General features: G+C 67.3%; 25 protein-coding genes. 16 read left to right on the top strand and 9 right to left on the bottom strand.

Features of this window, described 5'->3' with window-relative positions; genetic code table 11:
* Nucleotides 1-92 precede the first annotated feature (92 nt).
* Both CXR42_RS05680 and CXR42_RS05685 read left to right on the top strand, forming a co-directional pair.
* Nucleotides 93-488, top strand: a complete 396-nt coding sequence (locus CXR42_RS05680) for a RidA family protein (RefSeq protein ID WP_103256479.1) — start codon at nucleotides 93-95, stop codon at nucleotides 486-488.
* 15 nt (nucleotides 489-503) lie between these two features.
* On the top strand, nucleotides 504-1,286 hold the full coding sequence (locus tag CXR42_RS05685; protein ID WP_281256710.1) for a helix-turn-helix transcriptional regulator: 783 nt from the start codon (nucleotides 504-506) through the stop codon (nucleotides 1,284-1,286).
* A gap of 76 nt (nucleotides 1,287-1,362) precedes the next feature.
* Here CXR42_RS05685 and CXR42_RS19880 read toward each other — a convergent pair whose 3' ends face one another.
* From CXR42_RS19880 to CXR42_RS05710, 5 genes are all read right to left on the bottom strand, one after another.
* Nucleotides 1,363-2,484, bottom strand: coding sequence for a PqqD family peptide modification chaperone (locus CXR42_RS19880; RefSeq protein WP_103256480.1), 1,122 nt, complete (start codon nucleotides 2,482-2,484; stop codon nucleotides 1,363-1,365).
* Between the two features lie 129 nt (nucleotides 2,485-2,613).
* Nucleotides 2,614-2,931, bottom strand: coding sequence for a hypothetical protein (locus CXR42_RS19290; RefSeq protein ID WP_146038007.1), 318 nt, complete (start codon nucleotides 2,929-2,931; stop codon nucleotides 2,614-2,616).
* A gap of 147 nt (nucleotides 2,932-3,078) precedes the next feature.
* On the bottom strand, nucleotides 3,079-4,551 hold the full coding sequence (locus tag CXR42_RS05700; protein WP_103256482.1) for an AMP-binding protein: 1,473 nt from the start codon (nucleotides 4,549-4,551) through the stop codon (nucleotides 3,079-3,081).
* A gap of 96 nt (nucleotides 4,552-4,647) precedes the next feature.
* Nucleotides 4,648-5,409, bottom strand: coding sequence for an EcsC family protein (locus tag CXR42_RS05705; RefSeq protein ID WP_103257045.1), 762 nt, complete (start codon nucleotides 5,407-5,409; stop codon nucleotides 4,648-4,650).
* Between the two features lie 39 nt (nucleotides 5,410-5,448).
* The gene (locus CXR42_RS05710) at nucleotides 5,449-5,934 is read right to left on the bottom strand and encodes a GNAT family N-acetyltransferase (protein ID WP_103257046.1); all 486 of its coding nucleotides are present in this window, start codon (nucleotides 5,932-5,934) and stop codon (nucleotides 5,449-5,451) included.
* 93 nt (nucleotides 5,935-6,027) lie between these two features.
* On the opposite strand from CXR42_RS05710, the gene CXR42_RS05715 reads away from it, so the two are divergent.
* On the top strand, nucleotides 6,028-6,609 hold the full coding sequence (locus CXR42_RS05715) for a flavin reductase family protein (protein ID WP_103257047.1): 582 nt from the start codon (nucleotides 6,028-6,030) through the stop codon (nucleotides 6,607-6,609).
* Here CXR42_RS05715 and CXR42_RS05720 read toward each other — a convergent pair.
* Entirely contained in the window at nucleotides 6,555-7,547 is a 993-nt protein-coding gene (locus tag CXR42_RS05720; RefSeq protein ID WP_103256483.1) for a LysR substrate-binding domain-containing protein, read from the bottom strand. The genes CXR42_RS05715 and CXR42_RS05720 overlap by 55 nt on opposite strands.
* A 138-nt stretch (nucleotides 7,548-7,685) precedes the next feature.
* Here CXR42_RS05720 and chvE point away from each other — a divergent pair, with 138 nt between their 5' ends.
* From chvE to CXR42_RS05750, 6 genes are all read left to right on the top strand, one after another.
* The gene (chvE, locus tag CXR42_RS05725; protein ID WP_103256484.1) at nucleotides 7,686-8,753 is read left to right on the top strand and encodes a multiple monosaccharide ABC transporter substrate-binding protein; all 1,068 of its coding nucleotides are present in this window, start codon (nucleotides 7,686-7,688) and stop codon (nucleotides 8,751-8,753) included.
* Nucleotides 8,754-8,826: 73 nt separating this feature from the next.
* A complete protein-coding gene (gene mmsA / locus CXR42_RS05730; RefSeq protein ID WP_103256485.1) occupies nucleotides 8,827-10,356 on the top strand; it encodes a multiple monosaccharide ABC transporter ATP-binding protein in 1,530 nt (509 codons plus the stop codon).
* Nucleotides 10,356-11,570: a multiple monosaccharide ABC transporter permease gene (gene mmsB, locus CXR42_RS05735; RefSeq protein ID WP_103256486.1), complete on the top strand. Its 1,215-nt coding sequence runs from the start codon at nucleotides 10,356-10,358 to the stop codon at nucleotides 11,568-11,570. The genes mmsA and mmsB overlap by 1 nt, the downstream gene beginning before the upstream one ends.
* A gap of 7 nt (nucleotides 11,571-11,577) precedes the next feature.
* A complete protein-coding gene (gene araD1, locus CXR42_RS05740; RefSeq protein ID WP_103256487.1) occupies nucleotides 11,578-12,570 on the top strand; it encodes an AraD1 family protein in 993 nt (330 codons plus the stop codon).
* A gap of 1 nt (nucleotide 12,571) precedes the next feature.
* The gene (gene araD / locus CXR42_RS05745) at nucleotides 12,572-14,314 is read left to right on the top strand and encodes an L-arabinonate dehydratase (protein ID WP_103256488.1); all 1,743 of its coding nucleotides are present in this window, start codon (nucleotides 12,572-12,574) and stop codon (nucleotides 14,312-14,314) included.
* A gap of 11 nt (nucleotides 14,315-14,325) precedes the next feature.
* The gene (locus CXR42_RS05750; protein ID WP_103257048.1) at nucleotides 14,326-15,237 is read left to right on the top strand and encodes a Gfo/Idh/MocA family protein; all 912 of its coding nucleotides are present in this window, start codon (nucleotides 14,326-14,328) and stop codon (nucleotides 15,235-15,237) included.
* A 230-nt stretch (nucleotides 15,238-15,467) separates the two neighbouring features.
* On the opposite strand, the gene CXR42_RS05755 is transcribed toward CXR42_RS05750, so the two are convergent.
* The 3 genes from CXR42_RS05755 to CXR42_RS05765 form a co-directional block, all read right to left on the bottom strand.
* Nucleotides 15,468-16,919 (bottom strand): amidohydrolase family protein, encoded by a 1,452-nt coding sequence (locus tag CXR42_RS05755; protein WP_103256489.1) that lies wholly within the window; start codon nucleotides 16,917-16,919, stop codon nucleotides 15,468-15,470.
* Between the two features lie 84 nt (nucleotides 16,920-17,003).
* Nucleotides 17,004-17,801 (bottom strand): IclR family transcriptional regulator domain-containing protein, encoded by a 798-nt coding sequence (locus CXR42_RS05760; RefSeq protein WP_103257049.1) that lies wholly within the window; start codon nucleotides 17,799-17,801, stop codon nucleotides 17,004-17,006.
* Nucleotides 17,802-17,815: 14 nt separating this feature from the next.
* Complete coding sequence (locus CXR42_RS05765; protein WP_103256490.1) at nucleotides 17,816-18,676, bottom strand: dioxygenase family protein; 861 nt, start codon at nucleotides 18,674-18,676, stop codon at nucleotides 17,816-17,818.
* A gap of 100 nt (nucleotides 18,677-18,776) precedes the next feature.
* On the opposite strand from CXR42_RS05765, the gene CXR42_RS05770 reads away from it, so the two are divergent.
* The 7 genes from CXR42_RS05770 to CXR42_RS05800 are packed head-to-tail and all read left to right on the top strand — an operon-like array spanning nucleotide 18,777 to nucleotide 25,268.
* Nucleotides 18,777-19,553, top strand: a complete 777-nt coding sequence (locus CXR42_RS05770; protein WP_103256491.1) for a citryl-CoA lyase — start codon at nucleotides 18,777-18,779, stop codon at nucleotides 19,551-19,553.
* Nucleotides 19,550-20,692, top strand: a complete 1,143-nt coding sequence (locus tag CXR42_RS05775) for a CaiB/BaiF CoA transferase family protein (RefSeq protein WP_103256492.1) — start codon at nucleotides 19,550-19,552, stop codon at nucleotides 20,690-20,692. The genes CXR42_RS05770 and CXR42_RS05775 overlap by 4 nt, the downstream gene beginning before the upstream one ends.
* 28 nt (nucleotides 20,693-20,720) lie before the next feature.
* On the top strand, nucleotides 20,721-21,794 hold the full coding sequence (locus CXR42_RS05780; protein WP_103256493.1) for a C4-dicarboxylate TRAP transporter substrate-binding protein: 1,074 nt from the start codon (nucleotides 20,721-20,723) through the stop codon (nucleotides 21,792-21,794).
* Between the two features lie 3 nt (nucleotides 21,795-21,797).
* Nucleotides 21,798-22,352 carry a TRAP transporter small permease subunit gene (locus CXR42_RS05785; protein ID WP_103256494.1) on the top strand — a complete coding sequence of 185 codons (555 nt, stop codon included), beginning with the start codon at nucleotides 21,798-21,800 and terminating at the stop codon, nucleotides 22,350-22,352.
* Complete coding sequence (locus CXR42_RS05790; RefSeq protein ID WP_103256495.1) at nucleotides 22,349-23,662, top strand: TRAP transporter large permease; 1,314 nt, start codon at nucleotides 22,349-22,351, stop codon at nucleotides 23,660-23,662. The genes CXR42_RS05785 and CXR42_RS05790 overlap by 4 nt, the downstream gene beginning before the upstream one ends.
* Nucleotides 23,663-23,672: 10 nt before the next feature.
* Complete coding sequence (locus tag CXR42_RS05795; protein ID WP_103256496.1) at nucleotides 23,673-24,200, top strand: NADPH-dependent FMN reductase; 528 nt, start codon at nucleotides 23,673-23,675, stop codon at nucleotides 24,198-24,200.
* Nucleotides 24,201-24,245: 45 nt separating this feature from the next.
* Nucleotides 24,246-25,268, top strand: a complete 1,023-nt coding sequence (locus tag CXR42_RS05800; protein ID WP_103256497.1) for an aldose epimerase family protein — start codon at nucleotides 24,246-24,248, stop codon at nucleotides 25,266-25,268.
* Nucleotides 25,269-25,373 lie beyond the last annotated feature (105 nt).

The raw sequence follows: 25,373 nt of genomic DNA on the forward strand, positions 1-25,373 counted from the left end.
AAATCGTCGCCGCCGCCCGAACACTCCTGACAGCACGCTGTCAGGGGCAATGTGGTTTCTTCCCGGCACTGACAACAGCAAGGGAAGCCTCCATGCACCGCACCCCCATCAACCCCTGGCCCTGGTCCCTGCCGCTGGGCTACCATCAGGCCGAGCTTCTGACCGGCATCACCCGCCAGTTGATCTGCGCCGGGCAGACCGCCGTCGATGCCACCGGCGCGCCACAGCATCCCGGCGACATGCGGGCGCAACTGGGCCTGGCGCTCGACAACCTGGAATCCGTGCTGCACGCCGCCGGGATGGGGCTGGCCGACATCATCCGGCTGACCGTCTATGCGACCGATGTGGACGCGGCGCTGCGCAACTTCGACCTCTTGGGCCAGCGCATCGGGGCGCTTGGCGTGGCCCCGCCGATGACGGTCGTCGGCGTCACCCGGCTGGCGATCCCGCCGCTGCTGGTCGAACTGGAAGCGACCGCCGCCGCCTGACCCTTGCGCCCGGCCGTGCTAGGCTTGCGGCCGGGCCAATCGGAGGACAATGGGATTCGCCGCGCCGAACGCCTGTTCAGACTGGTGCAGGAACTGCGGACCCGGGGTGTTGCCCGGGCCGAAGATCTTGCCCTGCGGCTTGAGGTCAGCACCCGTACCGTCTACCGCGACATCGCGCATCTGCAAGGCTCTGGCCTGCCGATCGAGGGCGCGGCCGGGATCGGTTACCTCTTGCGCCCCGGCTTCGATCTGCCGAACGTGACCTTCACCCATGACCAGGTCGAGGCGCTGGCCCTGGGCCTGGCCTTTGCCGAACGGGCGGGCGATCCGGTCCTGGCCTCGGCCGCGCGCGAAGTGCGGGCCAAGCTGCAGGCCGGCATGCCCGATCCCGGCGCGCGGCGGCTGGCCGATGCGCCGTTCTTCAGCCTGCACCGCCCACCGCCGCCCAGCCTGCGCACGCTGCGCAGCCTGCGTGAGGCGATCCGACAGCGGCACGTCCTGCGGCTGGCCTACCGCGACGGCGAGGCGCGCCCCTCGGACCGCCGCATCCGCCCGCTGGCGCTCTGGTGCTTTGCCGAAGGCTGGATGGTCAGCGCCTGGTGCGAGCTGCGGCAGGACTTCCGCACCTTCCGACTGGACCGGATCGCGGCCTTGGCCCAGACGGGTGTGGCCTTTGCCGATGATCCCGCCACCAGCCTGTCCGCCTTCCTCGCCCGCGAGGATTGCGAAGGTCCGGGACATGACCGGACGGCTGGTCCCTGGCAGGAAGCGGGCTGGCCCGCCGTGGCCGAACTATGAAAAATTCCTTAACGAAATCAAGCAAGTTACTGATTTCACTTGCAATACGGACCTTGTCCACCGTGGACAGCCTGACCTAGCCGACGATCAGCCCGGCCCCCGACAGCCGGTCCAGCAGGCCGTCCAGGTCCGCCACGATCCGCTCGGCCGGGGTCTCTGGAAAGACCTCCCCCAAGACCGCCGCCAATTCCCCCGCCGTCGCCGGCTCTTCCAGCACCCCCCAGATCGCCGCGGCCAGGGGGTCCATCCGGTGGATCGCGCGCCCCTCCGGGTCCGCGAGGTAAAGCGTCCCCCCGATCGCCCGGGCCACCACCCCCACCCGCTGCCGCAGCCGCGCCCCCTCTCCCAGCGGGGCAGGCTCCGCCCCGAACTCGGCCAGCCGGAAGGGCGCAACCGGCCCCGGCGGCGGGCTCACGGGCCAGGACCGGAAGGCCGCCCCCAGACACGCCACCGCCCCGGCCAGGTCAGCATAGGTCAGCCGATAGATCGGCAGCCCATCCAAGGCCCCCGCCATCGCCTGCAGGACGTCCCCCGAATGCCGATCCCGGGTGAAATTCTGATGCAGCAGCGCATCCATCGCCAAATCCGGCGGCACCGGCTCCAACAGGGCGGCGGTGGGTTCATCCCGCCGATCCAGGATCACGAACGCCCCCAGGGGCAGCGTCTCGCCATGGGCAGGCTGATCGGGCAGCGACAGATACCGGTACTGCCGGTTCGCCGGACCCGAAATTGCGGCGACCCAGGTGTGGAACGCCGGACCCGCCGCCTCGGGCAGCGGCAGTCGCAGGCGGGGCGAGATGCCCATTGACCGGGCAAGCGGCGGGCCGGCGGAAGGGAAGGACAGCGGCAGGACATCATCGCTGAAGACCCGGTGTCCAGCATGGGCCAGCGCCGCCGACAGCGTGCTTTTCCCCGCGCGCCGGACGTTGGGAAACACCACCAGCCGCCCCGCCATCGCCACCCCGGCCGCATGCAGGCAGATCACCGTGGCATCCTCGGCCGGAAGTGCCATCGCCAGCCCCGCCATCGCGTCGCAGGCCGCATTCACCGCGTCCAGCTTGCGGGGCGGCGCGGGCTCGACATGGGTCTCGCACAGGAACATCCCCGCCTCTGCCCCAGCTTGGATCGTATAGAACGGCCGCGCGGCGGGATCGGCGGGGCGCACCTCATGCGGCCAGCCACGGGCAATCTGGGGCATAAGCTGAAGCACGGGCTGGGAATCAACCAGCCGCAGCGGAGCAGTCAAGCCGCGAAAAAGGATATCCTGGTCCAAGCCTGCGACCCGCTGCTGGCCCCGGCACGGGCGGTCCGCGCCGGGGTGGTCTGCTTAAAGGGACGGCTCGCCGGTGCCGCCGCAGCCCGCGTCATCGTCCGACGGGCCCGAGCAGGTGCTGGGGGTGGTCGGCGTGGTGGGCGTCGTCGTGGACGAAGACGAGCTTGCCGTCGAGGTCGGGCTGGGTGCGCTGGTCGGGCTGGGGGTGGAAGTCGGGCTCGGGCTGCTGGACCCGCTTGAGCTGCTGGAGCCGCTGGCCCGCGCCACGCTGAGGGTCGTCAGGGCCGGCGCGGCATAGGCCGCCAGGGCAAGCGCCCCGATCCGGGCCAGCGCCCGGCGGCGCGATGCGATCTGGTCGTTGAAATCGGTCATGTCACTCTCCACTTGTTCTGCACGGGCACCATTCGCGGACCGCCCGTCCCGTGTCGGGTAGGGGCACGTTGCGCAAGGAAAATGGCGGCGAAAAGTCATCAAAGGTTTAATTCGCCGTCATAAACCAAAGGTATAGACGGGATTCTGTCAGCTTTCGCTGAACAGCCCAGCATGCTGGCGGCGAAGCTCCGCCTTCTGCACCTTGCCCATCGCGTTGCGCGGAAACTCGGGCAGAACCAGCATCCGCTTGGGGATCTTGAAGGCCGCAAGCCGGTCGCGCAGGGCCGCGCGCAGCGCGCTTTCCTCCAACGCAGCGCCGGGTGCGGCGATCAGGCAGGCCACGACCGCTTCGCCGAAATCAGGGTGTGGAACTCCGATCACGGCCGAGGCGGCGACGCCGGGCAACGCGTCCAGCGCGGACTCGACCTCGGTCGGATAGACGTTCAGCCCGCCCGAGATCACCAGGTCCTTGGCCCGGCCCAGGATCGACAGGTAGCCCTGCGAATCGAAGGCCCCCAGATCGCCGGTGACAAACCAGCCGTCGCGAAACTCTTCCGCCGTCTTTTCCGGCAGCCGCCAGTAGCCGTGAAAGACGTTCGGCCCCCGCACCTCGATCGCGCCTGCCTCGCCCACTGGAACCGGCGCACCGTCCGGGCCGGTCACCCGGACCTCGACCCCCGGCAAGGGCCTCCCCACCGTCCCCGCCCGCCGCGCGCCCGCATAGGGGTTCGAGGTGATCATGTTCGTCTCGGTCATCCCGTAGCGTTCCAGGATGGCATGGCCGGTCCGCTCCTGCCATTCGGCATGGGTGGCGGGCGACAGGGGCGCGGAACCCGAGATGAAAAGGCGCATTCCCCGGCAGGCGTCCCGCGTCAGGCGGGGATCGGCCAGAAGCCGGGTGTAGAAGGTCGGCACCCCCATCATCACCGTGGCCTGCGGGAAGGCGGCCAGCACGGCCTCCGGCGCAAAGCCCGGCTGAAAGATCAGCGAGGCACCGGAATAGAGCGCGCAGTTCGTCGCGACGAACAGGCCATGCGTGTGAAACACCGGCAGCGCGTGCAGAAGCACGTCCGTCTCGGTGAACCGCCACAGATCGACCAAAGCCTCGGCGTTCGAGGCCAGGTTCTCACGGCCAAGCATCACGCCCTTGGACCGCCCAGTGGTGCCCGAGGTGTACAGGATCGCCGCCAGATCGTCGGGACCATGCGCTGGATCGGCGAACTCTGGCGCGGCGCTTGCGGCCTGGGCCAGCACCTCTGGCAGTGCCAGCACCCGCGCGCCGGTCGCGGCGATGGCGGCGGCGCGGTCTGGATCGGTCACGGCCAGGGCGGGGTCGGCGTCGGTCAGGAAATGCTGCGTCTCGGCCACGGTATAGCCGGGGTTCACCGGCAGAAAGACCACGCCCAGCCGCAGACAGGCGAGGTAAAGCGACAGCACCGCCTCGCATTTTTCGACCTGAAGCAGCAGCCGGTCGCCCTTGACCAGGCCCATCGCCGCAAGGGTATTGGCCAGCCGCCCGGTTTCCGCCAGGAGATCGGCATAGCTGGACCGACCTTGAATCCAGACGCGATCCGACCGCGCCGCCATGTCCTTCAGCTTGACGATGACATCCGTACTCATGCCGCCCCCCGACTTTCGCGCCGGTTTAGCCAAGCCGGGAACGAAACCCAAGATTTTTCGCAGAAAAATCGTTCGCGCGGGGTCAGGCAGCGCAGATCAGGCGCGGGTGACGCGCGGCGGGGAGATGGCGGCGGCGAAGGCGTCCAGCACCGGCTCGGCCCCGTGGCTTTCCGCAAGGCGCAGAAGCTCGAACCGGATGCGCGCGACTTCGCGGTAATAGCTCAGGAACGCCGCGTTCAGCGCAGCGCCTGACACGGCACCGATCACCGGCACGGCCTGAGCGGCCAGTTTCTGCCCAAGCGCCGCGGCCAGCCTTGGGGCAACGGCGGCGATCACGCTTTGCACCGCCTGGCCGGTGATCGACAACCGGGCGGTCAGGAAACTGGTGTTGATCCCGTCATCGCTGGCCAAGGGGCTGCCCGCGCCAAAGACGCGCAGGCATTCCTCGCGCACGGCAGGGGTGTCGGGGTCATAGCCCGCCGCCCGCGCCTCGGCCCGGATGGCGTTCAGGATCAGCGTCACCGTCACCGGCAGTTCGGCAATCGAGGTCGCAAGCCCCCCCGCACCCCCGGCCGCACCCGAGGCAAGGACCGCCATCATCGGACCACGCTCGCCCATGTCCGGGGCGCGGCCGGCCAGCCCATAGGCGGTTTCCAGCGCCTGGGCGGTGGCACGCTCGACATGGCCGCGATAGCGGTCGGGCACGACGGAAAGCTGGTTCTCCAGCGTGTTGCCCATGCGGTTGACCAGCCGCATCACCGGCCCGTTCGCGCGCTTGTAACGGCGGGCAAGCTCGGCAATCCGGGGGCCGGGATCGGCAACGGGCACGGGCAGGGAAACGGGCAGCGTCTGGTCCATCCCGTTCATATGGGGCCAGCGGCCCTGCGTGCAATGGGATCAGGTGGCTTTCGCGACCTTGCCGGTCACGCCGGCCCAGGCGCCGGCCTTCAGCTCCAGCCCAAGGACACGGTCGGGGTTGGTGGGCGGCGGCATCTCGACCCCCTCCAGCCTGCGAAAGCCGAAGCGGGCGTAATAGGGCGCGTCGCCGACCAGCATTACCCGCTCCCACCCCAGGCGGCGGGCCTCGGCCAGGCTTTCGGTGATCAGCATCGCCCCCAGCCCCTCGCCCTGGTGGGTGGGGTGGACGGCCACGGGGCCCAAGAGCAGCACGTCATGCTCGCCGATCAGCGCGGGCCAGTAGCGGATCACGGCAGCCAGCGCGTTCTCGTCATCCCGCAGGGTCAGGCACAGGGGCGCGACCGTCGGCACGCCGTCGCGCAGCCGGTAGGACGACAGCGCCGTGCGGCCGGGGGCAAAGCAGAGGTCATAGAGCGCCTCGACCTCCCACCAGTCATCCTCGGTCTCTTCCTCAAGCCGGTACACCAGCGCCCCGTCCCTTTCGACCGCCCCCGAATCTGCTTGATGCGCGCCGTAACATGGTCCCATGTCAGGATCAAATCGTTGAAAGGCATCAGCATGTTCTACCGCCCAGCCGATGGCCACGGCCTGCGTCACAGCCCGTTCTCGGCCATCGTCTCGCCCCGCCCCATCGCCTGGATTTCCACCCGTGGCGCGCAGGGCGACAACCTTGCGCCCTACAGCTTCTTCAACGCGGTGGGCTACACCCCGCCAAAGGTGATGTTCTCGGGCGATCCGCGCGACACGGTGGCGAATGTGCGCGCCACCGGCGTCTTTGCGGTGAACATCGTGGAAGAGGCCGCCTGGCGGCTGATGAACGAAACCTCGGCCCGCTTTCCGCATGGCACCGATGAATTCCAGGCCGTCGGCGTACCCAAGGCCGAGTGCAACGAGATCGACTGCCCCCGCGTCGATGGCGCGCCCGCCACGCTGGAATGCCGGGTGATCCAGATCCTGGACCTGCCAGTGGACGACCATCTGGTGGTGGGCGAGGTGGTGGGCATCCACCTGCGCGACGATTGCCTGGTCGATGGCCGCTTCGACGTGACCCGCTACCGCCCCGCCGCGCGGCTGGGCTATCACGACTATACCTTCGTCCGTGAGGTGGTGGAGTTGCGCCGCCCCAAGGACCCGGCCTGATCCCCGCCCGGCAGGCTTAGCCCGACGATCCCCAGCACGGTTTCCGCCGCCGCCGTCAGCCGTGCGCCCTTGCGGGTGAGCAGGCTGTAGGGCGCAACCTCGATGCCAAGATCCAGCCGCAGCTGCACCAGCGGCGCATCGGGACCGCGCGCGAACTGGTCGGCGACCGCCTGCGCCAGCGGGGCCACCACGTTGGACTGATGCAACAGCGCCAGCGTCAGCAGGAACGACGCGGTGGACAGTCGCTGGCTGGGCCGCGGCAGCCCCAGCGCCGCCAGCCGCGCCAGCACCGCCTGGGTCAGCGGGCTTTCCTCGCCCGGCAGGACCCAGTCATAACCCATAAGCTCGCCCGGACCCTGCGGCGGGCGCTCCGCCAGATGGTGCCCCTTGCGCACCACCAGCGCCACGGGTTCCGGCGCGATCACCCGCCCGTCGAAAAGCCCGGCATCCACCCCCGCCGGCACCCGGCCGATCACAAAGTCCAGCCGACCCGAGGCCAACTGGTCGCACAGAATGTCCGAGGCGGCGACGACCACCTCGGACTCGATGCGCGGATGCGACAGGCGCGCGGTGCGCAAGGCGGGCAAGACGATGTCCAGCGCCGGGGCCGTCACCGCGCCGATCCGCACCCGGCCCACGCCCCCCGCCGCGATCTCGGCCACCTCGCGGCCGGCTTCGGCCAGTTCCTGCATGACCCGGCCCGCCCGGTCGGCCAGCACGCGCCCGGCTTCGGTCAGCATCACCCCCCGCCCGGCCCGCGTCCGCACCGGCAGGCCCAGCATCTCCTCAACCTCGGACAACAGGCGCGAGGCGGCGGGCTGCGCGATCCCCAAACGTTCGGCCGCGGACCCGATCTGGCCGGTCTCGGCAAAGGCCGCCATCATCTGCAAATGGCTAAGCTTGAGGCCCCGGGTCAGAAGGGCTGGCAGGCTTTTCATATCATGCCCGTTATCTATCAATCGCAAAACATGATTTGACGGATATGTGGGCAGATTGCAAACACCATCACAGACCTGACCCGAACCGGGCACAGGCAGACCGCGGGCCAAGGTCCCGCCACCCAGGGAGGAATACCCATGCAACTTTCCCGACGCGCGCTGCTCGCGCTTGCTTCCGTCATGCCGCTGGCCTCGCTGCCGGCTTTTGCCCAGGACAAGGGCACTGTCGGCATCGCCATGCCGACCAAGTCGTCCTCGCGCTGGATCTCGGACGGCCAGTCGATGGTCGACCAGTTCACCGCCGCCGGCTACGCGACCGACCTGCAATATGCCGAAGATGACATCCCGACCCAGCTGGCCCAGGTCGAGAACATGATCACCAAGGGCGTGAACGTCCTGGTCATCGCCGCCATCGACGGCACCACCCTGTCGAACGCGCTGGAAAACGCCGCCGCAGCCGGGATCAAGGTCATCGCCTATGACCGCCTGATCCGGGATTCGGGCGCGGTCGACTATTACGCCACCTTCGACAACTTCAAGGTCGGCGTGCAGCAGGCCGAGAGCCTGGTCGCGGGCCTGAAGGAACGCTTCCCGGATGCCAAGCCGTGGAACGTCGAACTCTTCGGCGGCAGCCCGGACGACAACAACGCCTTCTTCTTCTACAACGGCGCGATGTCGGTCCTCGACCCGCTGATCGCGGACGGCAGCATCGTGATCCCGTCGGGCCAGATGGGCATGGACGTGGTCGGCACCCTGCGCTGGGACGGCGCGGTCGCGCAGTCGCGGATGGACAACCTTCTGTCCGCCAACTACGGCGACAAGCAGCTGCACGGCGCGCTGTCGCCCTATGATGGCCTCTCCATCGGCATCCTGTCGTCGCTGAAGGGCGTGGGCTATGGCTCGGGCGATCTGCCGATGCCGATCGTCACCGGCCAGGACGCCGAAGTCCCCTCGGTCAAGTCGATGATGGCGGGTGAGCAGTACTCGACCGTGTTCAAGGACACCCGCGCGCTGGCGGGCGTCACCGTCAAGATGGTGGATGCGATCCTGCAGGGCGGCGAGCCCGAGATCAACGACACCTCGACCTATGACAACGGCGTCAAGGTCGTGCCGTCCTACCTGCTGGAGCCGATCTCGCTTGGCGTTGCCGACATCGAGAAGGTGCTGGTGGAATCCGGCTACTACACGGCCGATCAGCTGAAATAAGCTGAACGGCCCATGCCCGCCGGACCCGCGCTCCCCGTGGTCCCGGCGGGCATGACTTCACCAAGGGGGAATCATGGCCGCACTTCTGGAAATGCGCGGGATCAGCAAGATCTTTCCGGGCGTGCGCGCGCTGGACCGCGTGAACCTGACCGTGGAACAGGGCGAAATCCACGCGATCTGCGGTGAGAACGGCGCGGGCAAGTCCACGCTGATGAAGGTGCTGTCCGGCGTCTATCCCCATGGCTCTTACGACGGCGAAATCCATTACGATGGCGAGGTCCTGGCCCTGCGCGGCATCCGCGACAGCGAGGCGAAGGGCATCATCATCATCCACCAGGAACTGGCGCTGGTCCCCCTCCTGTCGATTGCCGAAAACCTGTTTCTCGGCAACGAGGTCGCGCGCGGTCAGGTCATCAACTGGCCCAGGACCTATCAACGGACCGAGGAACTGTTGGCCAAGGTCGGCCTGAAGGAGCCCCCCACCACCAAGGTGGAAAAGCTGGGCGTCGGCAAGCAGCAGTTGATCGAGATTGCCAAGGCCCTGGCCAAGGATGTGCGGCTTCTCATCCTCGACGAACCCACGGCCGCGCTTCAGGAAAACGACAGCCAGAAGCTTCTGGACCTGATGCTGGAGCTCAAGACCCAGGGTGTCACCCAGATCATCATCAGCCACAAGCTGAACGAAATCTCCCGCGTTGCCGACCGGATCACCGTGATCCGCGACGGCGCGACCGTCTCGACCATGGACCGCCACGAGATCACCGAGGACCGGATCATCCGCGACATGGTCGGCCGCGACATGGCGCACCGCTATCCCGAGCGCACCCCGAAGATCGGTGACGTGCTGATGGAGGTGAAGGGCTGGAACGTCTGGCACCCCGAACAGGCCGGGCGGCAGGTGATCAAGTCCGCCAGCCTGACCGTCCGCAAGGGCGAGATCGTCGGCATCGCCGGCCTGATGGGCACCGGCCGCACCGAACTGGCGATGAGCCTTTTCGGCCGCAGCTATGGCCGCAACATCAGCGGCGAAATCCTTATGGGTGGCAAGCCCGTGGATACCTCGACCGTCGCAAAAGCCATCGACGCGGGCCTCTCCTATGTGACCGAGGACCGCAAGGCCCTGGGCCTTGTCCTGGAAGAACCGATCACCCGCAACATCACCCTGGCGAACCTTGCCGGCGTTGCGGTGCGCGGCGTCCTGGACAAGCGGCGCGAGACGCAGGTGGCCGAGGGCTACCGCAAGCAGATGTCGATCCGCACGCCGGGGGTGTTCCAGAAGGCGGTGAACCTGTCGGGCGGCAACCAGCAGAAGGTGGTCCTGTCCAAGTGGCTCTTCACCGACCCCGAGGTGCTGATCCTGGACGAACCCACCCGCGGTATCGACGTTGGCGCGAAATTTGAAATCTACGGAATCATGAACCAGCTGGCCGAGATGGGCAAAGGCGTGGTGATGATCTCCTCTGAAATGCCCGAGCTTCTGGGCATGTGCGACCGGGTCTACGTGATGAACGAAGGCCGGATCGTGGGCGAACTCACCCGCGACCAGGCCAGCCAGGAGGCGATCATGGCGCTGATCCTGAAAGACAGCGGAAAGGCGGCGTGATGAGCGACAGCGTGAACGAGGGCAGCGGTATCAAGGCCCGTCTGGGCGGGCATCTGCGGGAAAACGGGATGCTTCTGGCGCTGGTCGCCATCGTGTTCTTCTTTACCGTGGTGGTCCGCGCGTCGATCGACGTCGATTTCCTGTCGGCGCAGAACATCACCAACCTGTTCCTGCAGAACTCATACGTCATCATCATGGCACTGGGGATGCTATTGGTGATCGTGGCCGGGCATATCGACCTGTCGGTAGGCTCGGTCGCGGCCTTTACCGGGGCTGTTGCCGCCGCGTTGACCGTGCAACAGGGCCTGCCGGTCTGGATCGTGATCCCCGCGACCCTGGTGGTCGGCGGCCTGATCGGCGCGGCGCAGGGCTATTGGGTCGCCTACTGGCGCATCCCGTCCTTCATCGTGACCCTGGCGGGGATGTTGATCTTCCGCGGCCTGACGCTGTGGCTTCTGGGCGGGCAGAACATCGGGCCCTTCCCCAAGTCCTTCCAGGGCATGTCCACCGGCTTTATCCCCGACCTTTTCGGCGATTGGGACCAGGCGCTGCTGGGCCTTGAACGCCTGAACGGCACCGCGATCCTGGTCGTCGTCATCGCGGCCGCGGTCCTCATCTGGCTGGGCCTGCGTGCCCGCGCCCGTGACATCGAGTTCGGGATCACCCCGGAACCCACCGGCCTCTTCTGGGCGCGCAATATCGTCGTTTCGGCCGCGCTGGTCTTTGTCGGCTGGAAACTCGCGCAGTTCCGCGGCCTGCCGAACGTGCTGGTCATCCTGGTGATCCTGACCGTCCTTTACGCCTTCTTCACCGAGAACACGACCGCCGGCCGCCGTATCTATGCCACCGGCGGGAACGAGAAGGCGGCCAAGCTCTCCGGCATCCGCACCAACCGATTGGTGTTCTGGTGCTTCGTCAACATGGGCGTCCTGGCCGCGCTGGCGGGGATGATCATCACCGCCCGCCTGAACTCGGCCACCCCCAAGGCCGGCACCGGCTTTGAACTCGACGTGATCGCCGCCGTCTTCATCGGCGGGGCCTCGATGGCGGGCGGGTCCGGCAAGATCGTCGGCGTCGTGATCGGCGCGCTGATCATGGGCGTGATGAACAACGGCATGTCGATCATGGGCATCGGCATCGACTACCAGCAGGTGATCAAGGGGCTGGTCCTTCTCGCCGCCGTGATCTTCGACGTCTACAACAAGAACAAATGAGGCCAAGATGCTGATTTCGCAGATCATCCGCCCCGACGGCACCCTGGCCGTCGTCGCGCGTGAAGGCTCTGAGGCCGCGGTGGTCAAGGGCGCCGCCTCGACCTATGCCCTGGCGCAGGAAGCCATCGCCAGCGGCCAGAGCCTTGCCGCCACTATTGCCGCCCATGGCCTGGGCGAGGCGGTGGACCTGGCCCGCCTGCTGGACGAAGGCCGCGTGACCCTGCCCGTCACCCACCCCGACCCGGCCCACCTGCACCTGACCGGCACCGGCCTCACCCACCTTGGCAGCGCCTCGGCCCGCGACGCGATGCACGCCAAGCTGGACGGTGCCGAGGTGCTGACCGACAGCATGCGCATGTTCAAGATGGGGCTGGAGGGCGGCCGCCCCGCCGCCGGGCAGATCGGCGTCCAGCCGGAATGGTTCTACAAGGGCAACGGCCACGCCGCCGTCGCCCCCGGCCAGCCCCTGACCGCCCCCGGCTGCGCCGAAGATGGCGGCGAGGAACCCGAGGTCGCCGGCATCTATATCATAGCGCCCGACGGCCAGCCCTTCCGCATCGGCTGGGCGCTGGCCAACGAATTCTCGGACCATGTGATCGAGAAGGTGAACTACCTCTGGCTCGCCCATTCCAAGCTGCGCCCGGCCAGTTTCGGCCCGGAAATCCTGGTTGGCGACCTGCCCGCTGATCTGCAAGGCACCAGCCGCATCCGCCGCAATGGCCGCGTGATCTGGGAAAAGCCCTTCCTCAGCGGAGAGGCGAACATGTCCCACACCTATGCCAACCTGGAACACCACCACTTCAAGTATGGCATCTTCTGCCAGCCCGGCGACCTGCACGTCCACATGTTCGGCACCGCCACCCTGTCGGTTGCCGATGGCATCAAGACCGAAGCCGGGGATATGTTCGAGATCGAGGCCCCGCCCTTTGGCCTGCCCCTGAAGAACCCGCTCGCCTTCGCGCCCCGCGAAACCGGCCCTGCCCTAGTGAAAGCCCTGTGAGATGACCTTCAAACCCGCCGCCTGGCCCCGCAAGCTTCGCAGCCAAGAATGGTTCGCCGGCACGTCCAAGGACGCGATCTATCACCGCTCCTGGATGAAGAACCAGGGCTTGCCGCCCGACCTCTTCGACGGCCGGCCGGTGATCGGCATTCTGAACACCTTCAGCGAGGCCAACCCCTGCAACGCCCACCTGAACGACCTGGCCGAACGGGTAAAGCATGGCGTCTATGAGGCGGGCGGCTTCCCGATCATCGTCCCGGTCTTTTCCGTGTCCGAATCCGCCTTCCGCCCCACGGCGATGATGTTCCGCAACCTTGCCGCCATGGCGGTCGAGGAAACCATCCGCGGCCAGATGATGGACGGCGTCGTCTGCCTGGTCGGCTGCGACAAGACCACGCCCTCGCTTCTGATGGGCGCGGCTTCGGTGGACCTGCCGACGATCATGGTCAGTGGCGGGCCGATGCTGAACGGCTATTTCCGGGGCGAACGCGTCGGCTCGGGCACGCACCTGTGGAAGTTCTCCGAGGCCGTGAAGGCCGGCGAGATGACCGCCGAGGAATTCGTCGAGGCGGAAGCCTCCATGTCCCGCTCGCCAGGGTCGTGCAACACGATGGGCACCGCCTCTACCATGGCCTCGATGGCCGAGGCGCTGGGGATGACCCTCTCTGGCAACGCCGCGATCCCGGCGGTGGACAGCCGTCGCCGCGTCATGGCCCACATGACCGGCCGCCGCATCGTGCAGATGGTGAAGGACGACCTGAAACCCTCGGACATCCTGACCCGCGACGCGTTCCAGAACGCGATCCGCGCCAATGCGGCCATTGGCGGGTCCACCAACGCGGTCATCCACCTGCTGGCCATCGCCGGCCGCTGCGGGATCGACCTGACGCTGAACGACTGGGACGCCTGGGGCAAGGACGTGCCCACGATCGTAAACCTGATGCCCTCGGGCAAGTACCTGATGGAGGAATTCTTCTACGCCGGTGGCCTTCCCGCCGTGATGAAACGGCTGGGCGAGGCGGGCCTGCTGAACAAGGACGCGCTGACCGTCTCCGGCGGCCCGGTCTGGGACGAGGTCAAGGATGTCCGCAGCCACAATGACGACGTGATCCTGCCGGCCGAAAAGGCACTGGCCCAGTCGGGCGGCATCGTCGTGGTGAAGGGCAACCTCGCCCCCGATGGCGCGGTCCTGAAACCCTCCGCCGCGACGCCCGCCCTGATGCAGCACCGCGGCCGCGCCGTGGTGTTCGAGGATATCGACGACTACAAGGCGCGGATCGAGGACGAGGCGCTGGATATCGACGAGACCTGCGTCATGGTCCTGAAGAACTGCGGCCCGCGCGGATACCCGGGGATGGCCGAGGTCGGCAACATGGGCCTGCCGCCCAAGGTGCTGCGCAAGGGGATCACCGACATGGTCCGCATCTCGGACGCCCGGATGTCGGGCACCGCCTACGGCACCGTGGTCCTGCACACCTCGCCCGAGGCTGCACGCGGCGGCCCCTTGGCGGTGGTACGGTCGGGTGACTTCATCGAGCTGGACGTCGCCAACCGCCGCCTGCATCTGGATATATCGGACGAAGAACTCGCCGCCCGGCTGGCGGCCTGGAAACCGGCGGTGGAGCCTCCGGCGGGCGGCTATGCCAAGCTCTACCACGACCACGTCCAGGGGGCCGACAAGGGGGCCGACATGGACTTCCTGATCGGCTGCCGTGGCAACGCGGTCGCGCGGGAAAGCCACTGATGGCGGGCAAGATGCGCGTCGCGCTGGTCGGGATCGGCAAGATCGCGGTCGACCAGCACGTCCCCGCCCTGGACGCCTCGCCCGACCTGACGCTGGCCTGCACGGTCAGCCGCAAGGGCGAGGTCGAGGGGGTGGAGGCGTTCACCGATCTTGGGGCCATGCTGGCCGCGCGGCCGGATGTGCAGATCGTCTCGCTCGCCCTGCCCCCGGTCCCGCGCTTTGCCTATGCCGAGGCGGCGCTTTTGGCCGGGCGGCATGTGATGCTGGAAAAGCCCCCAGGCGCCACCCTGGCCGAGGTGCACGCCCTGCAGTCGCTGGCCCGCGAGCGGGGGCTGACCCTTTATGCGACCTGGCACAGCCGGATGGCCCAGGCGGTTGCTCCGGCCAAGGCCTGGCTGGCGGGCAAGACCGTGACCCGCGCCCACATCACCTGGCGCGAGGATGTGCGGAAATGGCATCCCGGGCAGGATTGGGTGTTCGAACCGGGCGGGATGGGGGTCTTTGATCCCGGCATCAACGCGCTGTCGATCCTGACCGAGATCCTGCCCTCTCCCGTGCATCTGGTGTCGGCGGACCTGGAGTTTCCAGGCAACCGGCAGACCCCGATCGGGGCGCGGCTGACCTTCTCGGGCGGGGTGACCGCGGACTTTGACTGGCGGCAGCAGGGTCCGCAGACCTGGGACATCGAGGTCGAGACCCCGGAGGGGCGGCTTGCCCTGCGAATGGGCGGCAACGTGCTGGAGATCGACGGGGTGCCGGTGTCGGGCGAGGCGTCGATCATGGGCGAGTATCCGGCCCTCTACGCCCGCATGGCGGCGCTGGTCCGCGCGGGGGAGAGCGAGGTCGATCTGGCCCCGATGGTCCATGTCGCCGACGCGCTGACCCTGGGGCGGCGGGTGGTGGTGGAGGACTTCCACTTCTGACCCTGTCCACGGTGGACAATTCGGCTTAGACCAGCAATTTCAATCCCTTGGCCGTGGGCGTTCAGGATTTCTTAACGCCCGCGGGAGGCCAGCGGTTGCCATGCGGAGCGGCTTGCGCCGCAAGGCTTTTGTCTCGTCGGCGCGCTTGCGCGCTTCTCCTCGGGCAGTTGGGGGCATTCTGCCCCCAAACCCCCTGAGGATACTTGGGGACAGAAAATCTGCGGCCGTTCTCAGACCCGGAACAGGTCCTGCTCCACGCCGGCGCGGGTGAAGAGGGCGTCGCGGCTGGCCTCGAGTTCGGTGCGGAGTTTGCCGAGGTCGTGGCCGAGGAGTACGCCCTGCCATTTCCGCACCTCACCCGCGCAGATCACCGTCGCGACGTTCGAGCGTTCCATCAGCGTCACCACCGCGCCGGGGACGTGGTTCAAGGGCGCCACGTTCAGGGCGGTCGCGTCCAGAAGCACGATATCGGCCTCTTTCCCCGGGGTCAGGCTGCCGGTCTTGTGGTCCAGATTCAGGCCCTTGGCCCCGCCAAGGGTCGCCATCTCGATCACGTCCGCAGCCGCCATCAGCCGGGGATAGTCTTTCCCGTTCAACGCCAGGTCGTTGGCGAACATGCGTTGCAGTGTGATGGTCGACCGCATCTGCGTGAAGGGGTCCGCCGTCATCGTGCATTCCACGTCCGACGAAAGCGAGGGCAGCATCCCGAGGTCCAGGCATTTCTGGATCGGCGGCACGCCATGGCGCATCTGCATCTCGATCGGCGTCGAGAGCGAGACGTGAGAGCCGGCGTCGGCAGCGGCCTTCCAGGCCAGGTCGCTCATCCCCGTCATGTGGATGAAGATGCAATCCGGGCCGAACTTGCCGGCCTGCGCCAGCGCGTCGAAGGTGGGGGCCATGCCGAAGGTGCCGACGATATGCATCGCCAGGGGAAGGCCAAGTTCGCGCCCCAGGTCCCAGGCGGCTTCATAGCCCGGCAAGTAGATCTCGGCCCCCATGACCATGCTGAGGAGCTGGTCGTCGCTGGCAAAGTGCTGCGCCTTGATCCGGCGCGCGTCGGACGGATACTGCGCCTTCTCGCCCCAACCTTCGAAATAGCCGAAGACTCCGCGCCGCCCGGCATCGCGCAACCCCTGGATCGCGGCGTCGGAATGTTCGGGCGAGTGGTGGATCTGGCTGACGTCCATCACGGTGGTGACGCCCGCATCCAGTTGCGACAGGCCGCCGAAAAGCTCGGATACATAGACGTCGTGCGGGGTGTAATGCAGCGAGAACTTCTGCAGCATCCATTCGTAATAGTTCGCCGCACTTTCCGGCCGACCATCATTGACCAGGATCGCATCGGCCAGAAGGCTGCGCAGCGCGGTCTCGAACTGGTGATGGTGGGTGTCGATGAAGCCCGGCATCACCACATGGCCGGTGGCGTCGATCACTGCCGCGTCGCCGGCGTCGATCTGCGGGCCGACGGCCAGGATCTTCCGGCCCTCGATCAGCACATCGCCCTTGGCGAAATTGCCGATGGCGCGGTCCACGCTCATCACATGGCCGCCACGGATCAGCGTCTTGCGGCCGGGCTGGCCGATGCCCTGCGGCATGGCGCCCGGCTTTGCCGCCGCGCCGCCGCCAAGGTCGGCGGGGGCGCGGGCGAACGTTTTCGCCGTGGCATCACAGAACTTGCACATCTTTCCCTCTCCCATATTTCGCATTGCGAAGTTTTCTTCGCGGATTTCGCAGGCCAAGCCCCACCCCCGGGGCCTGGGTTCAGTCTATTCGAAGACGGCGTTCAGCGCCGGAACGCGGGCGATGGCGGCGGAAATCCGGTTCGCCGCCGCGCGCAGGTCGGGCAGGCGGCGGGCCACCATTTCGTCCGGGGTGACCATGCCGGAATAGCCCGAGGAGTTCAGCGCCGCGACCACCCGGCCTTCGGCATTGCGGATCGGCACGGCCAGCGCGGTGATGCCATAGTCCAGCTGGTCCACCGTGGTGGCATAGCCCAGATCGCGCGCCTTCCAGACCAGGCGGTGCAACTCCTCCTTGGAGGTGACAGTGCGCGAGGTCAGTTCCACCGGAGTCATCGTCTGGAACGTCCGGTCCAGCTGGTCGTCGGGCAGGCCCGCCAGAAGCACCCGGCCCAGGCTGGTGGCATGGGCCGGATAGCGCGCGCCCAAGGTGGCGCTGGCGCGGCGGGCGCGCTGGGTGGAGTGGTGCGCGATATAGATCACGTCCGTCCCGTCAAGCATCGCGACCGAGGCCGCGTCGCCATGCGCCTCGACGATCTGCCGCAACTCGGGCAGCAGCAATTCGTCGATGCGCGCGGCGAAGTAGAAGCCCGACCCCAGGGTCATCACCTTGGGCCGCAGATGGAAGCGTTTGCCCTGTTGCCCGACATAGCCCAGCGCCGACAGCGTGATCAGCGACCGGCGCGCGGCGGCGGGCGTCAGGCCGACACGGCGCGCGATTTCGGACAGGGTCATGTCGGGATGGCCGGCGTCAAAGCATTCCAGCACGGCGATCCCCTTGGCCAGCGCCTCGACGAATTCCGCAGGTCTGTCAGGCGCTTCCATCAGATCCTTCACTCTCAACCCTCGGGCGCAAGCACGAAATCGAAGGTGCAGCGCGCGTTCGGCGCCACATCCGTCGGGGGCAGAGTATCGGTCTTCTTCACCGGTTCAAGCTTGGTGATCAGCGACCGGCGCACGCCAAAGACGGCATCGTTGTCGATGTAGTCGGTGTTTTCGAAGAACAGCTCGGTCGTGATGGCGCGGTAGCCCTGCGCGCGGACGATGTAGTGCAGGTGCGAGGCGCGCCAGGCATGGCGGTTGCCGGCGCGAAGGAGGCGGCCAACCGGGCCGTCATAGGGCACGGTATAGGGTTTCGGCAGGACGGTGGTGTACCAGTATTTGCCGTCCGCGTCGGTGGTGAATACGCCGCGCAGGTCGAACTTGTCCTGGCCCGAGGCTTGTTCCTGAATCGGGTAGGTCCCGGCGCTGTCGGCCTGCCAGGTGTCGATCACCGCGCCGGCGATCGGGTTGCCCAGCGAATCGCGGACCTGGCCCTGCACCAGCAGCACGGCCCCGTCGCGGCCCTTGCCCAGGTCGCCGCCCAGCGCAAAGCGGGGTGCGTCGTCCAGGTAGAACGGGCCAAGGTTCGACCCCTCGGTCGCCCCACCGCGGGTGTTGATCATGTCGACCAGTGCCGAAAAGCCCAGAACGTCGGACAGAAGGATGAACTCGTGCCGTTCGGGGGTGGAGATCTTGCCGCAATCATACAGGAACATGAGGATTCCCATCCATTCCTCATGCGTCAGGTTCACCTCGCGGGTGTAGTCGTGCAGGTGCTCGATGAAGCTTTCCAACAGGAACTTCAGGCGGCTGCCCTCTTCGGTCTTGAAGGACTGCTTCACGGCTTCGGTGATCGTGAACTGGTTGATGTCGCGCATCGGCGTCTTTCCCCCCGGCGGATTTGCGGTTGACGGAACGGTAGTGCGGCCCATACTCTTCGGCAAGGGAAATTTCTTTCGCCATGCGAAAAGGTGTAGAATGAGGATCGGCAAGCAGGACCAGGCGTTCACGGCGATCGCCACGTCGGACGAACATACGATCACGGTCAGGGGCCATGACCTGGTGGGGGAACTGATCGGGCAGATCGATTTCACCGACTACTTCTGGCTTCTGGTCTGCGGCGTGCGGCCGACGCCGGCGCAGATGGCGGCAATGAACGCCTGTCTGGTGGCGATTGCGGAACACGGGCTGGTGCCCAGCGTGCAGGCCGCACGGATGACGCTGGCGGCCGGGCCGGACGCCTGGCAGGGCGCGATTGCCGCCGGTCTCTTGGGGATGGGCACGGTCGTGGCCGGCTCGTCCGAGGTTGCGGGGCGCTTCCTGGCCGAGGTCGTGGCGGCGGGTGGCGACGAAGCGGCGGCCATCGCGGCGCTGGAGAGGGTGAAGGCGAAGAAGCAGAAGGTGCCGGGCCTGGGCCATCCGCAACATTCCTCGGGCGACCCGCGCGCCGACAAGCTGCTGGAGATTGCCGACAATCTGGGGGTCAGCGGCGCGCATATCGGGGCGCTGCGGCATCTGGGCAAGCACGCCCCCGGCATCATGAACCGCCCGCTGCCGATCAACGTCAGTGGCGCGATCCCGGCGGTGATCCTGGACGCGGGCTGGCCCCTGGCGGCGCTGAAGGCGGTCCCGCTGCTGGCCCGCACGGCTGGTCTTGCCGCGCATCTTTATGAGGAAAGCCAGCGCCCCATCGGCTTCATCCTGTCGCACAACGCCGACCTTGCGATCACATATGACGGAGAACCCGCGAAATGAGGCCGCTCAAATCCCTCCGCGTGATCGAGATGGGGACCTATATCACCGGCCCCGCCGCCGCGATGCATCTGGCCGACCTGGGCGCCGATGTGATCAAGGTCGAACGTCCCGGTGAGGGCGACCCGTTCCGCGCCTTCAAGGGCGGGCTCTATTCCCCGCATTTCCAGACCTACAACCGCAACAAGCGCAGCATCGCGCTGGACACCCGCAAGCCGGACGATCTGGCCACCTTCCGCGACCTGATCGCCAGCGCGGACGTGTTCATCCAGAACTTCCGCCCCGGCGTGGCCGAGAAGATGGGCGCAGGGTGGGACGATCTGCGCGCCCTGAATCCCCGGCTGATCTATTGCGCGATCTCTGGCTTCGGCACCTCGGGCCCCGCACGGGACCGGCCGACCTATGACACGGTAGCCCAGGCGGCCAGCGGTTTCCTGCGTCTGGTCACGCCCCCCACCAACCCGCGCGTCATCGGCCCGGCGCTGGCCGACGCCGTAACCGGCCATTACGCCGCGACCGGCATCCTTGCGGCCCTGCTGGAGCGCGGGCAGACGGGCGCCGGCCAGCGGCTTGACATCTCGATGCTGGAAGCGATGTGCCACTTCAACCTGGACAGTTTCACCCATTATTTCAGCGCGGGCGAGGTCATGGGGCCACTGTCCCGCCCGGTGGTCAGCCAGTCCTACACCTTTGAATGCGCCGACGGGAGATGGGTGGCGATCCACATGTCCAGCCCGCCCAAGTTCTGGGAGGGCTTCCTGGCCGCCACCGGCCAGCAGCACCTTGCCACCGACCCCCGCTTTGCCGAGCGGCTGGAGCGGATCAAGCACCAGGACGACCTGATCGCCATCATGACCCCGGTGTTCCGCACCAAACCGCGCGACGCCTGGTGCGCGGCGCTGGAGGCGGCCGAGGTCCCCTATTCCCCCGCCTATGACGCCGACGAAGCGTTGGAGGACCCGCAGGCCCGGCATCTGGAGATCAAGACCAGCGCCGACCACCCGGAAATGGGCCGGTTCACCACCGTCCGCGCCCCCTACAACTTTGACGGGGCGGCTGACCGCTCTGTCCTGCCGCCGCCCACGCTGGACCAGCATGGGGCGGACATCCGTGACGAGTTGAAACACCGCAAAGCCGGCTGATCCGGCATCCTTTGGGAGGAGGAAGACCATGAACCTTAAGGCAATCCTGCTGGCGACCGCCATCGCCCTGCCCCTGCCCGCCCTGGCGCAGGAAAACATCGACCTCACCATCGCCTCAAGCCACCCCACGGCGATCCCGTGGGTCGGCATGATGCAGACCCATTTCATGGCCGAGACCGACCGCCTGCTGGCGGAAACCGGAACCTACAAGATCACCTGGAACGAGGCGTTCGGTGGTGCCCTGTACAAGGCCAACGCCACGCTCTCCTCGGTCGAGGAAGGGGTGACGGATATCGGCTGGGTCTTTTCGCTTCTGGAAGGTGCGGAACTGCCGCTAAGCCAGGTCTCTAGCTATGCGCCCTTCGCCACCAACAACCCGCCGGTGCAACTGGCGGTGATGCAGGAGTTGATCGACACCGTGCCGGAACTGAAGGCGGAATGGGAGGGCCACAATCTGGTCGTCCTGGGCCTGACCGGGACCGACAGCTATGACCTTTACGCCAAGAAGCCGATTGCCAGCCTGGCCGACCTGAACGGGATGAAGATCTCGGCCCCGGGCGTCCTTGGCACCTGGCTGTCGGGCACCGGGGCGAACCCGGTCGATGGGTCGCTGACCACCTATTACACCGATATCCAGACCGGCGTGTCGGATGGCGTTCTGTCGCTGGCCCTGGGCGTGTTCCCGGCCAAGATCTACGAAGTCGCGCCCTATGTGACCAAGGTGCAGATGGGCACCGCGTTCTCGGGTGCCATCGCGATCAACAAGGACAGCTGGGACGCGCTTCCGGCCGAGGTGCAGGAGGCGATGAAGAAGGCCGGCGCCTATTACACCGAAGCCCACGGCAAGGACCTGCTGGAGCGGCCCGTCGCCGTGATGCAGAAGATCGTCGAGGCCGGGGCGACCCAGACGCCGCCGGTCGCCGTGGCCGACCTGCCGCAGGACCAGCGCGAGGCCTGGGTGAACGTCCTGCCCGATCTGGCTGGAACCTGGGCCAAGGACATGGACGCCAAGGGCCTGCCGGGCTCGACCGTGATGAACGCCTATATGGCAGGCCTGAAGGCACGCGGTGAAAGCCCGATCCGCGACTGGAAGGCCGAATAAGCCATGACCGGCCCCTCTGGTGCGGCCCTGCAAGAGGGGCCGGTCGGACGCGTGCTGGCAAAGGCGGGGGACGGTCTTGCGGCCGTCTCTACCCTCTTGATCGCGGTCCTGATGCTGATCATCTGCGCCGATGCGGTGGCGCGGAACACGATGGGGGCGTCGCTGCCCCTGGTCTCGGAACTGGGCGCGGCGCTTCTGGTGGCCATCGTCTATCTGGCGCTGGCGACCACGGTGCGCGCCAACCGGCTGGCGCGCACCGACATGGTGCTGGGCGCGCTGGCCCGGTCGCGGCCGCGGGTCGCGGCGGTGCTGTCGGCGGTCTATGACCTGGTGGGTGCCGCGATGCTGGCGCTGGTCGGCTGGGCGGGCGTCCTGACCCTGGCGCGCGAGTATCAGGGCGACCTTTACATCGGCATCCAGGGTGTCCTGACCTTTCCCTCCTGGCCCTTTGGCCTGGCCTTCGTGCTGGGCCTTGGCGTCGCGGTGCTGCAATTCCTGTACCAGGCCTGGGCCGCGTTGCGGCAAGGTCAGGCGCGCACCGGCGGGGGGCTGGAATGAGCGGCGTTGAAATCGGCCTTCTGGCCGTCGCGGTCCTGCTTCTGTTGATCCTGATTGGGATGCCGATTGGCGTGGCGATGCTGGCGGTCTCGTTCGGCGGGGTCAGCTTCATCCGCAACGAGGGCGTGGCCTTCCGCATGGCCGGATCGGTCGCGCGGGACAGTTTGCAGGAATACCTCTTCGCCGTGGTGCCCTTGTTCGTCCTGATGGGGCTGCTGGTCACCATATCCGGCGTGGGAAAGGACACGTTCGACGTGTTCCAATCCGCCCTGCGCCGGGTGCGGGCGGGGCTGGGCATGGCGACGGTGGGCGCGAATGCCGTCTTTGCCTCGATCACCGGGATCTCCATCGCTTCGGCCAGCGTGTTCAGCCGCGTTGCCGTGCCCGAGATGGTGCGCCACGGCTATCAGAAGGGCTTTGCGACCGGGGTGGTTGCCGGCTCTTCGGTCCTGGGGATGCTGATTCCGCCGTCGCTGCTGATGATCGTCTATGCCGTCCAGGCCGAGGAATCGGTGGGCCGGATGTTCCTGTCGGGGATCGGGCCGGGGATCCTGTTGTCGGTCCTGTTTGCGCTGACGATCTACCTGATGGCCCGCTTTCGCCCGCAGATGGTCTTTGCCGAGGTGAAGCAGGCCGCCGATCTGCCCGGCCTTGGACTGGCCGAGACCCTGCGCAAAGGGGCGCCGATTCTGGCGCTGATGGGTCTGGTCCTGGGCGGGCTTTACGGCGGTTTCCTGAACCCGACCGAGGCCGGCGCGGCGGGTGCCGCCGGGGCGCTGGTCATCGCCATCCTGCGCCGCTCGCTGGGTCAGGGGCGGCTGTGGCATATCCTGGTCGAGACCGGGCAGATCACCGTTTCGGTCCTGTTCCTGGTCATGGCCGCGACCTTCTTCAGCCGGATGCTGGCCATGTCCGGCCTGCCCGCTGCGCTGGGGGATGTGCTGCTTTCTGGCCCGGTCGGCCCCTGGGGCTTTCTGATCCTGTACCTTGCCGTCGTGATCCTCTTGGGCTGCATCATCGACAGCATTTCGATCATGCTGATCCTTCTGCCGATCGCGATCCCGGTTGCCCAGGCGGCGGGGTTCGACATGATCTGGTTCGGCGTGATGACCGTCGTCGCGGTCGAGATCGGCCTTCTGACCCCGCCCTTCGGCCTGTCGGTCTTTACCATCAAGTCGGCGATGAACGACCCCGACCTGAAGGTCGGCACCATCTTCCGGGGCACCATGCCCTTTGTCCTGGCCATGCTTGCCGCGCTGGTGATCCTGGCCATCTTCCCCGCAATCTCGACCTGGCTTGCCCGACTGTGAAGGACCGCCCATGACCAAGCTGCTTTTCGTCCCCGGCTCGCTGCGCGCGGGGGCCTCGTCCACCGCGCTTTTGCACGCGATGATTGCCCGCCTGCCCGGCGGCACCACGGCCGAGACCGCCGACATCGCCGCCCTGCCCCACTACAACGCCGACCATGACGGCGGGCCGGAAACGGCCAGGCTTCTGGCGCAGGTCAAGGCGGCCGACGGCGTGGTATTCGTGACGCCCGAGTACAACTATTCCGTCCCCGGCGTGTTGAAGAACGCGATCGACTGGGCCTCACGCCCCGGCTACAACTCGGTTTTCAAAGGGAAACCCTGCCTGATCGTCACCACCTCGGCCGGGGCGCTTGGTGGGGTGCGGGCCCAAGGGCACCTGCGCCAGATCCTGGCCGCCATGCTGGCCGAACCCTTCACCTGGCAGGAAATCGTCGTCCCCTTCGCCCCGAAAAAGCTGACCGACGGCACCTTTACCGATGCCGAGACGCTGGCCTTCATCGACCCGGCGATGACCGCCTTCCTGGCCCGTTGCGGTTGATCCCCGCCGCCGCCATAGTGCCCCCCTGACGGGCAGGAGGGGCACATGGCGCGGATCGAAACCATCGGAGAGATCGACGGGACCAAGGTCCAGGCCCTGACGCTGGAGGGTGCGGGCCTGCGCCTTCAGGTCCTGACCTGGGGCGCCCGCCTGGCCGAGCTTTGGGTGCCGGATCGGGGCGGCCAGCTTGCCGATATCGTGCTGGGCCAGGACAATCTGGCCGATTGGCAGACCCACGGCACCTATCTGGGCGCCACCTGCGGTCGCTATGCCAACCGCATCGCCGGGGGTCGCTTCACGTTGGACGGCAAACCCGTGCAGCTGGACCGGAACGAGGGCGCGAATACCCTGCACGGCGGCAGGGCGGGCTTTGACCTGAAACACTGGGCCGTCACCGATCATTCCGATGCCCATGTCACCTTCACCGCCACCTCGCCTGACCAGGAGATGGGCTTTCCCGGCACGCTGCAGGCCCGCGTCACCTATCGGCTGGACCGGGGCCTGGTGATCGAGATGCAGGCCACCACCGATGCACCGACCGTGGTGAACCTGGTGAACCACGCCTATTTCAACCTGGCCGGCCAGGGCTCAGGTGACATTCTGGGGCACGCGTTGCAGGTCGAGGCCGCCCATTACCTGCCGGTGGACGCAGCCCTGATCCCGACCGGAGAGGTCCGCAGAGTGGCCGGCACCGCCTTCGACTTCCGCACCCCCCGTCCCATCGGGCAGACCCTTCCGGGGGATGGCGGGTTCGACCACAACCTGTGCCTTTCCGCCCCGCAGGACAGCGCCTTCTTGCGCCCCTGCCTGACCGCGACCGACCCCGCCTCGGGCCGCCGGATGCGGCTTTCCACGACCGAACCCGGCGTCCAGCTTTACACCGGCGCGCATTTCGCGGGCGGTCCGGGCAAGGCCGGCGCGCGCTATCCGCGCTTTGCCGGCTTTGCGGCCGAGACCCAGCGCTTCCCCGATTCGCCGAACCAGCCGCAGTTTCCCCCGGCCCGGCTGGACCCGGGACAGGTCTACAGCCACGTCATGCGCTTTGACTTCACCCCTGCGCCCGCCTGACACGCTGCGGCGCGGCACCCCTCAGCCCGTTGAAACCTATGGTCGAACCCCTGTTCGGGGGGCGTTGTGCTGCACATGCAGCCCCGGTCCACACGGCGCTGTGAA

It is taken from the genome of Tabrizicola aquatica, from assembly GCF_002900975.1.
Taxonomy (GTDB): Bacteria; Pseudomonadota; Alphaproteobacteria; order Rhodobacterales; family Rhodobacteraceae; genus Tabrizicola; species Tabrizicola aquatica.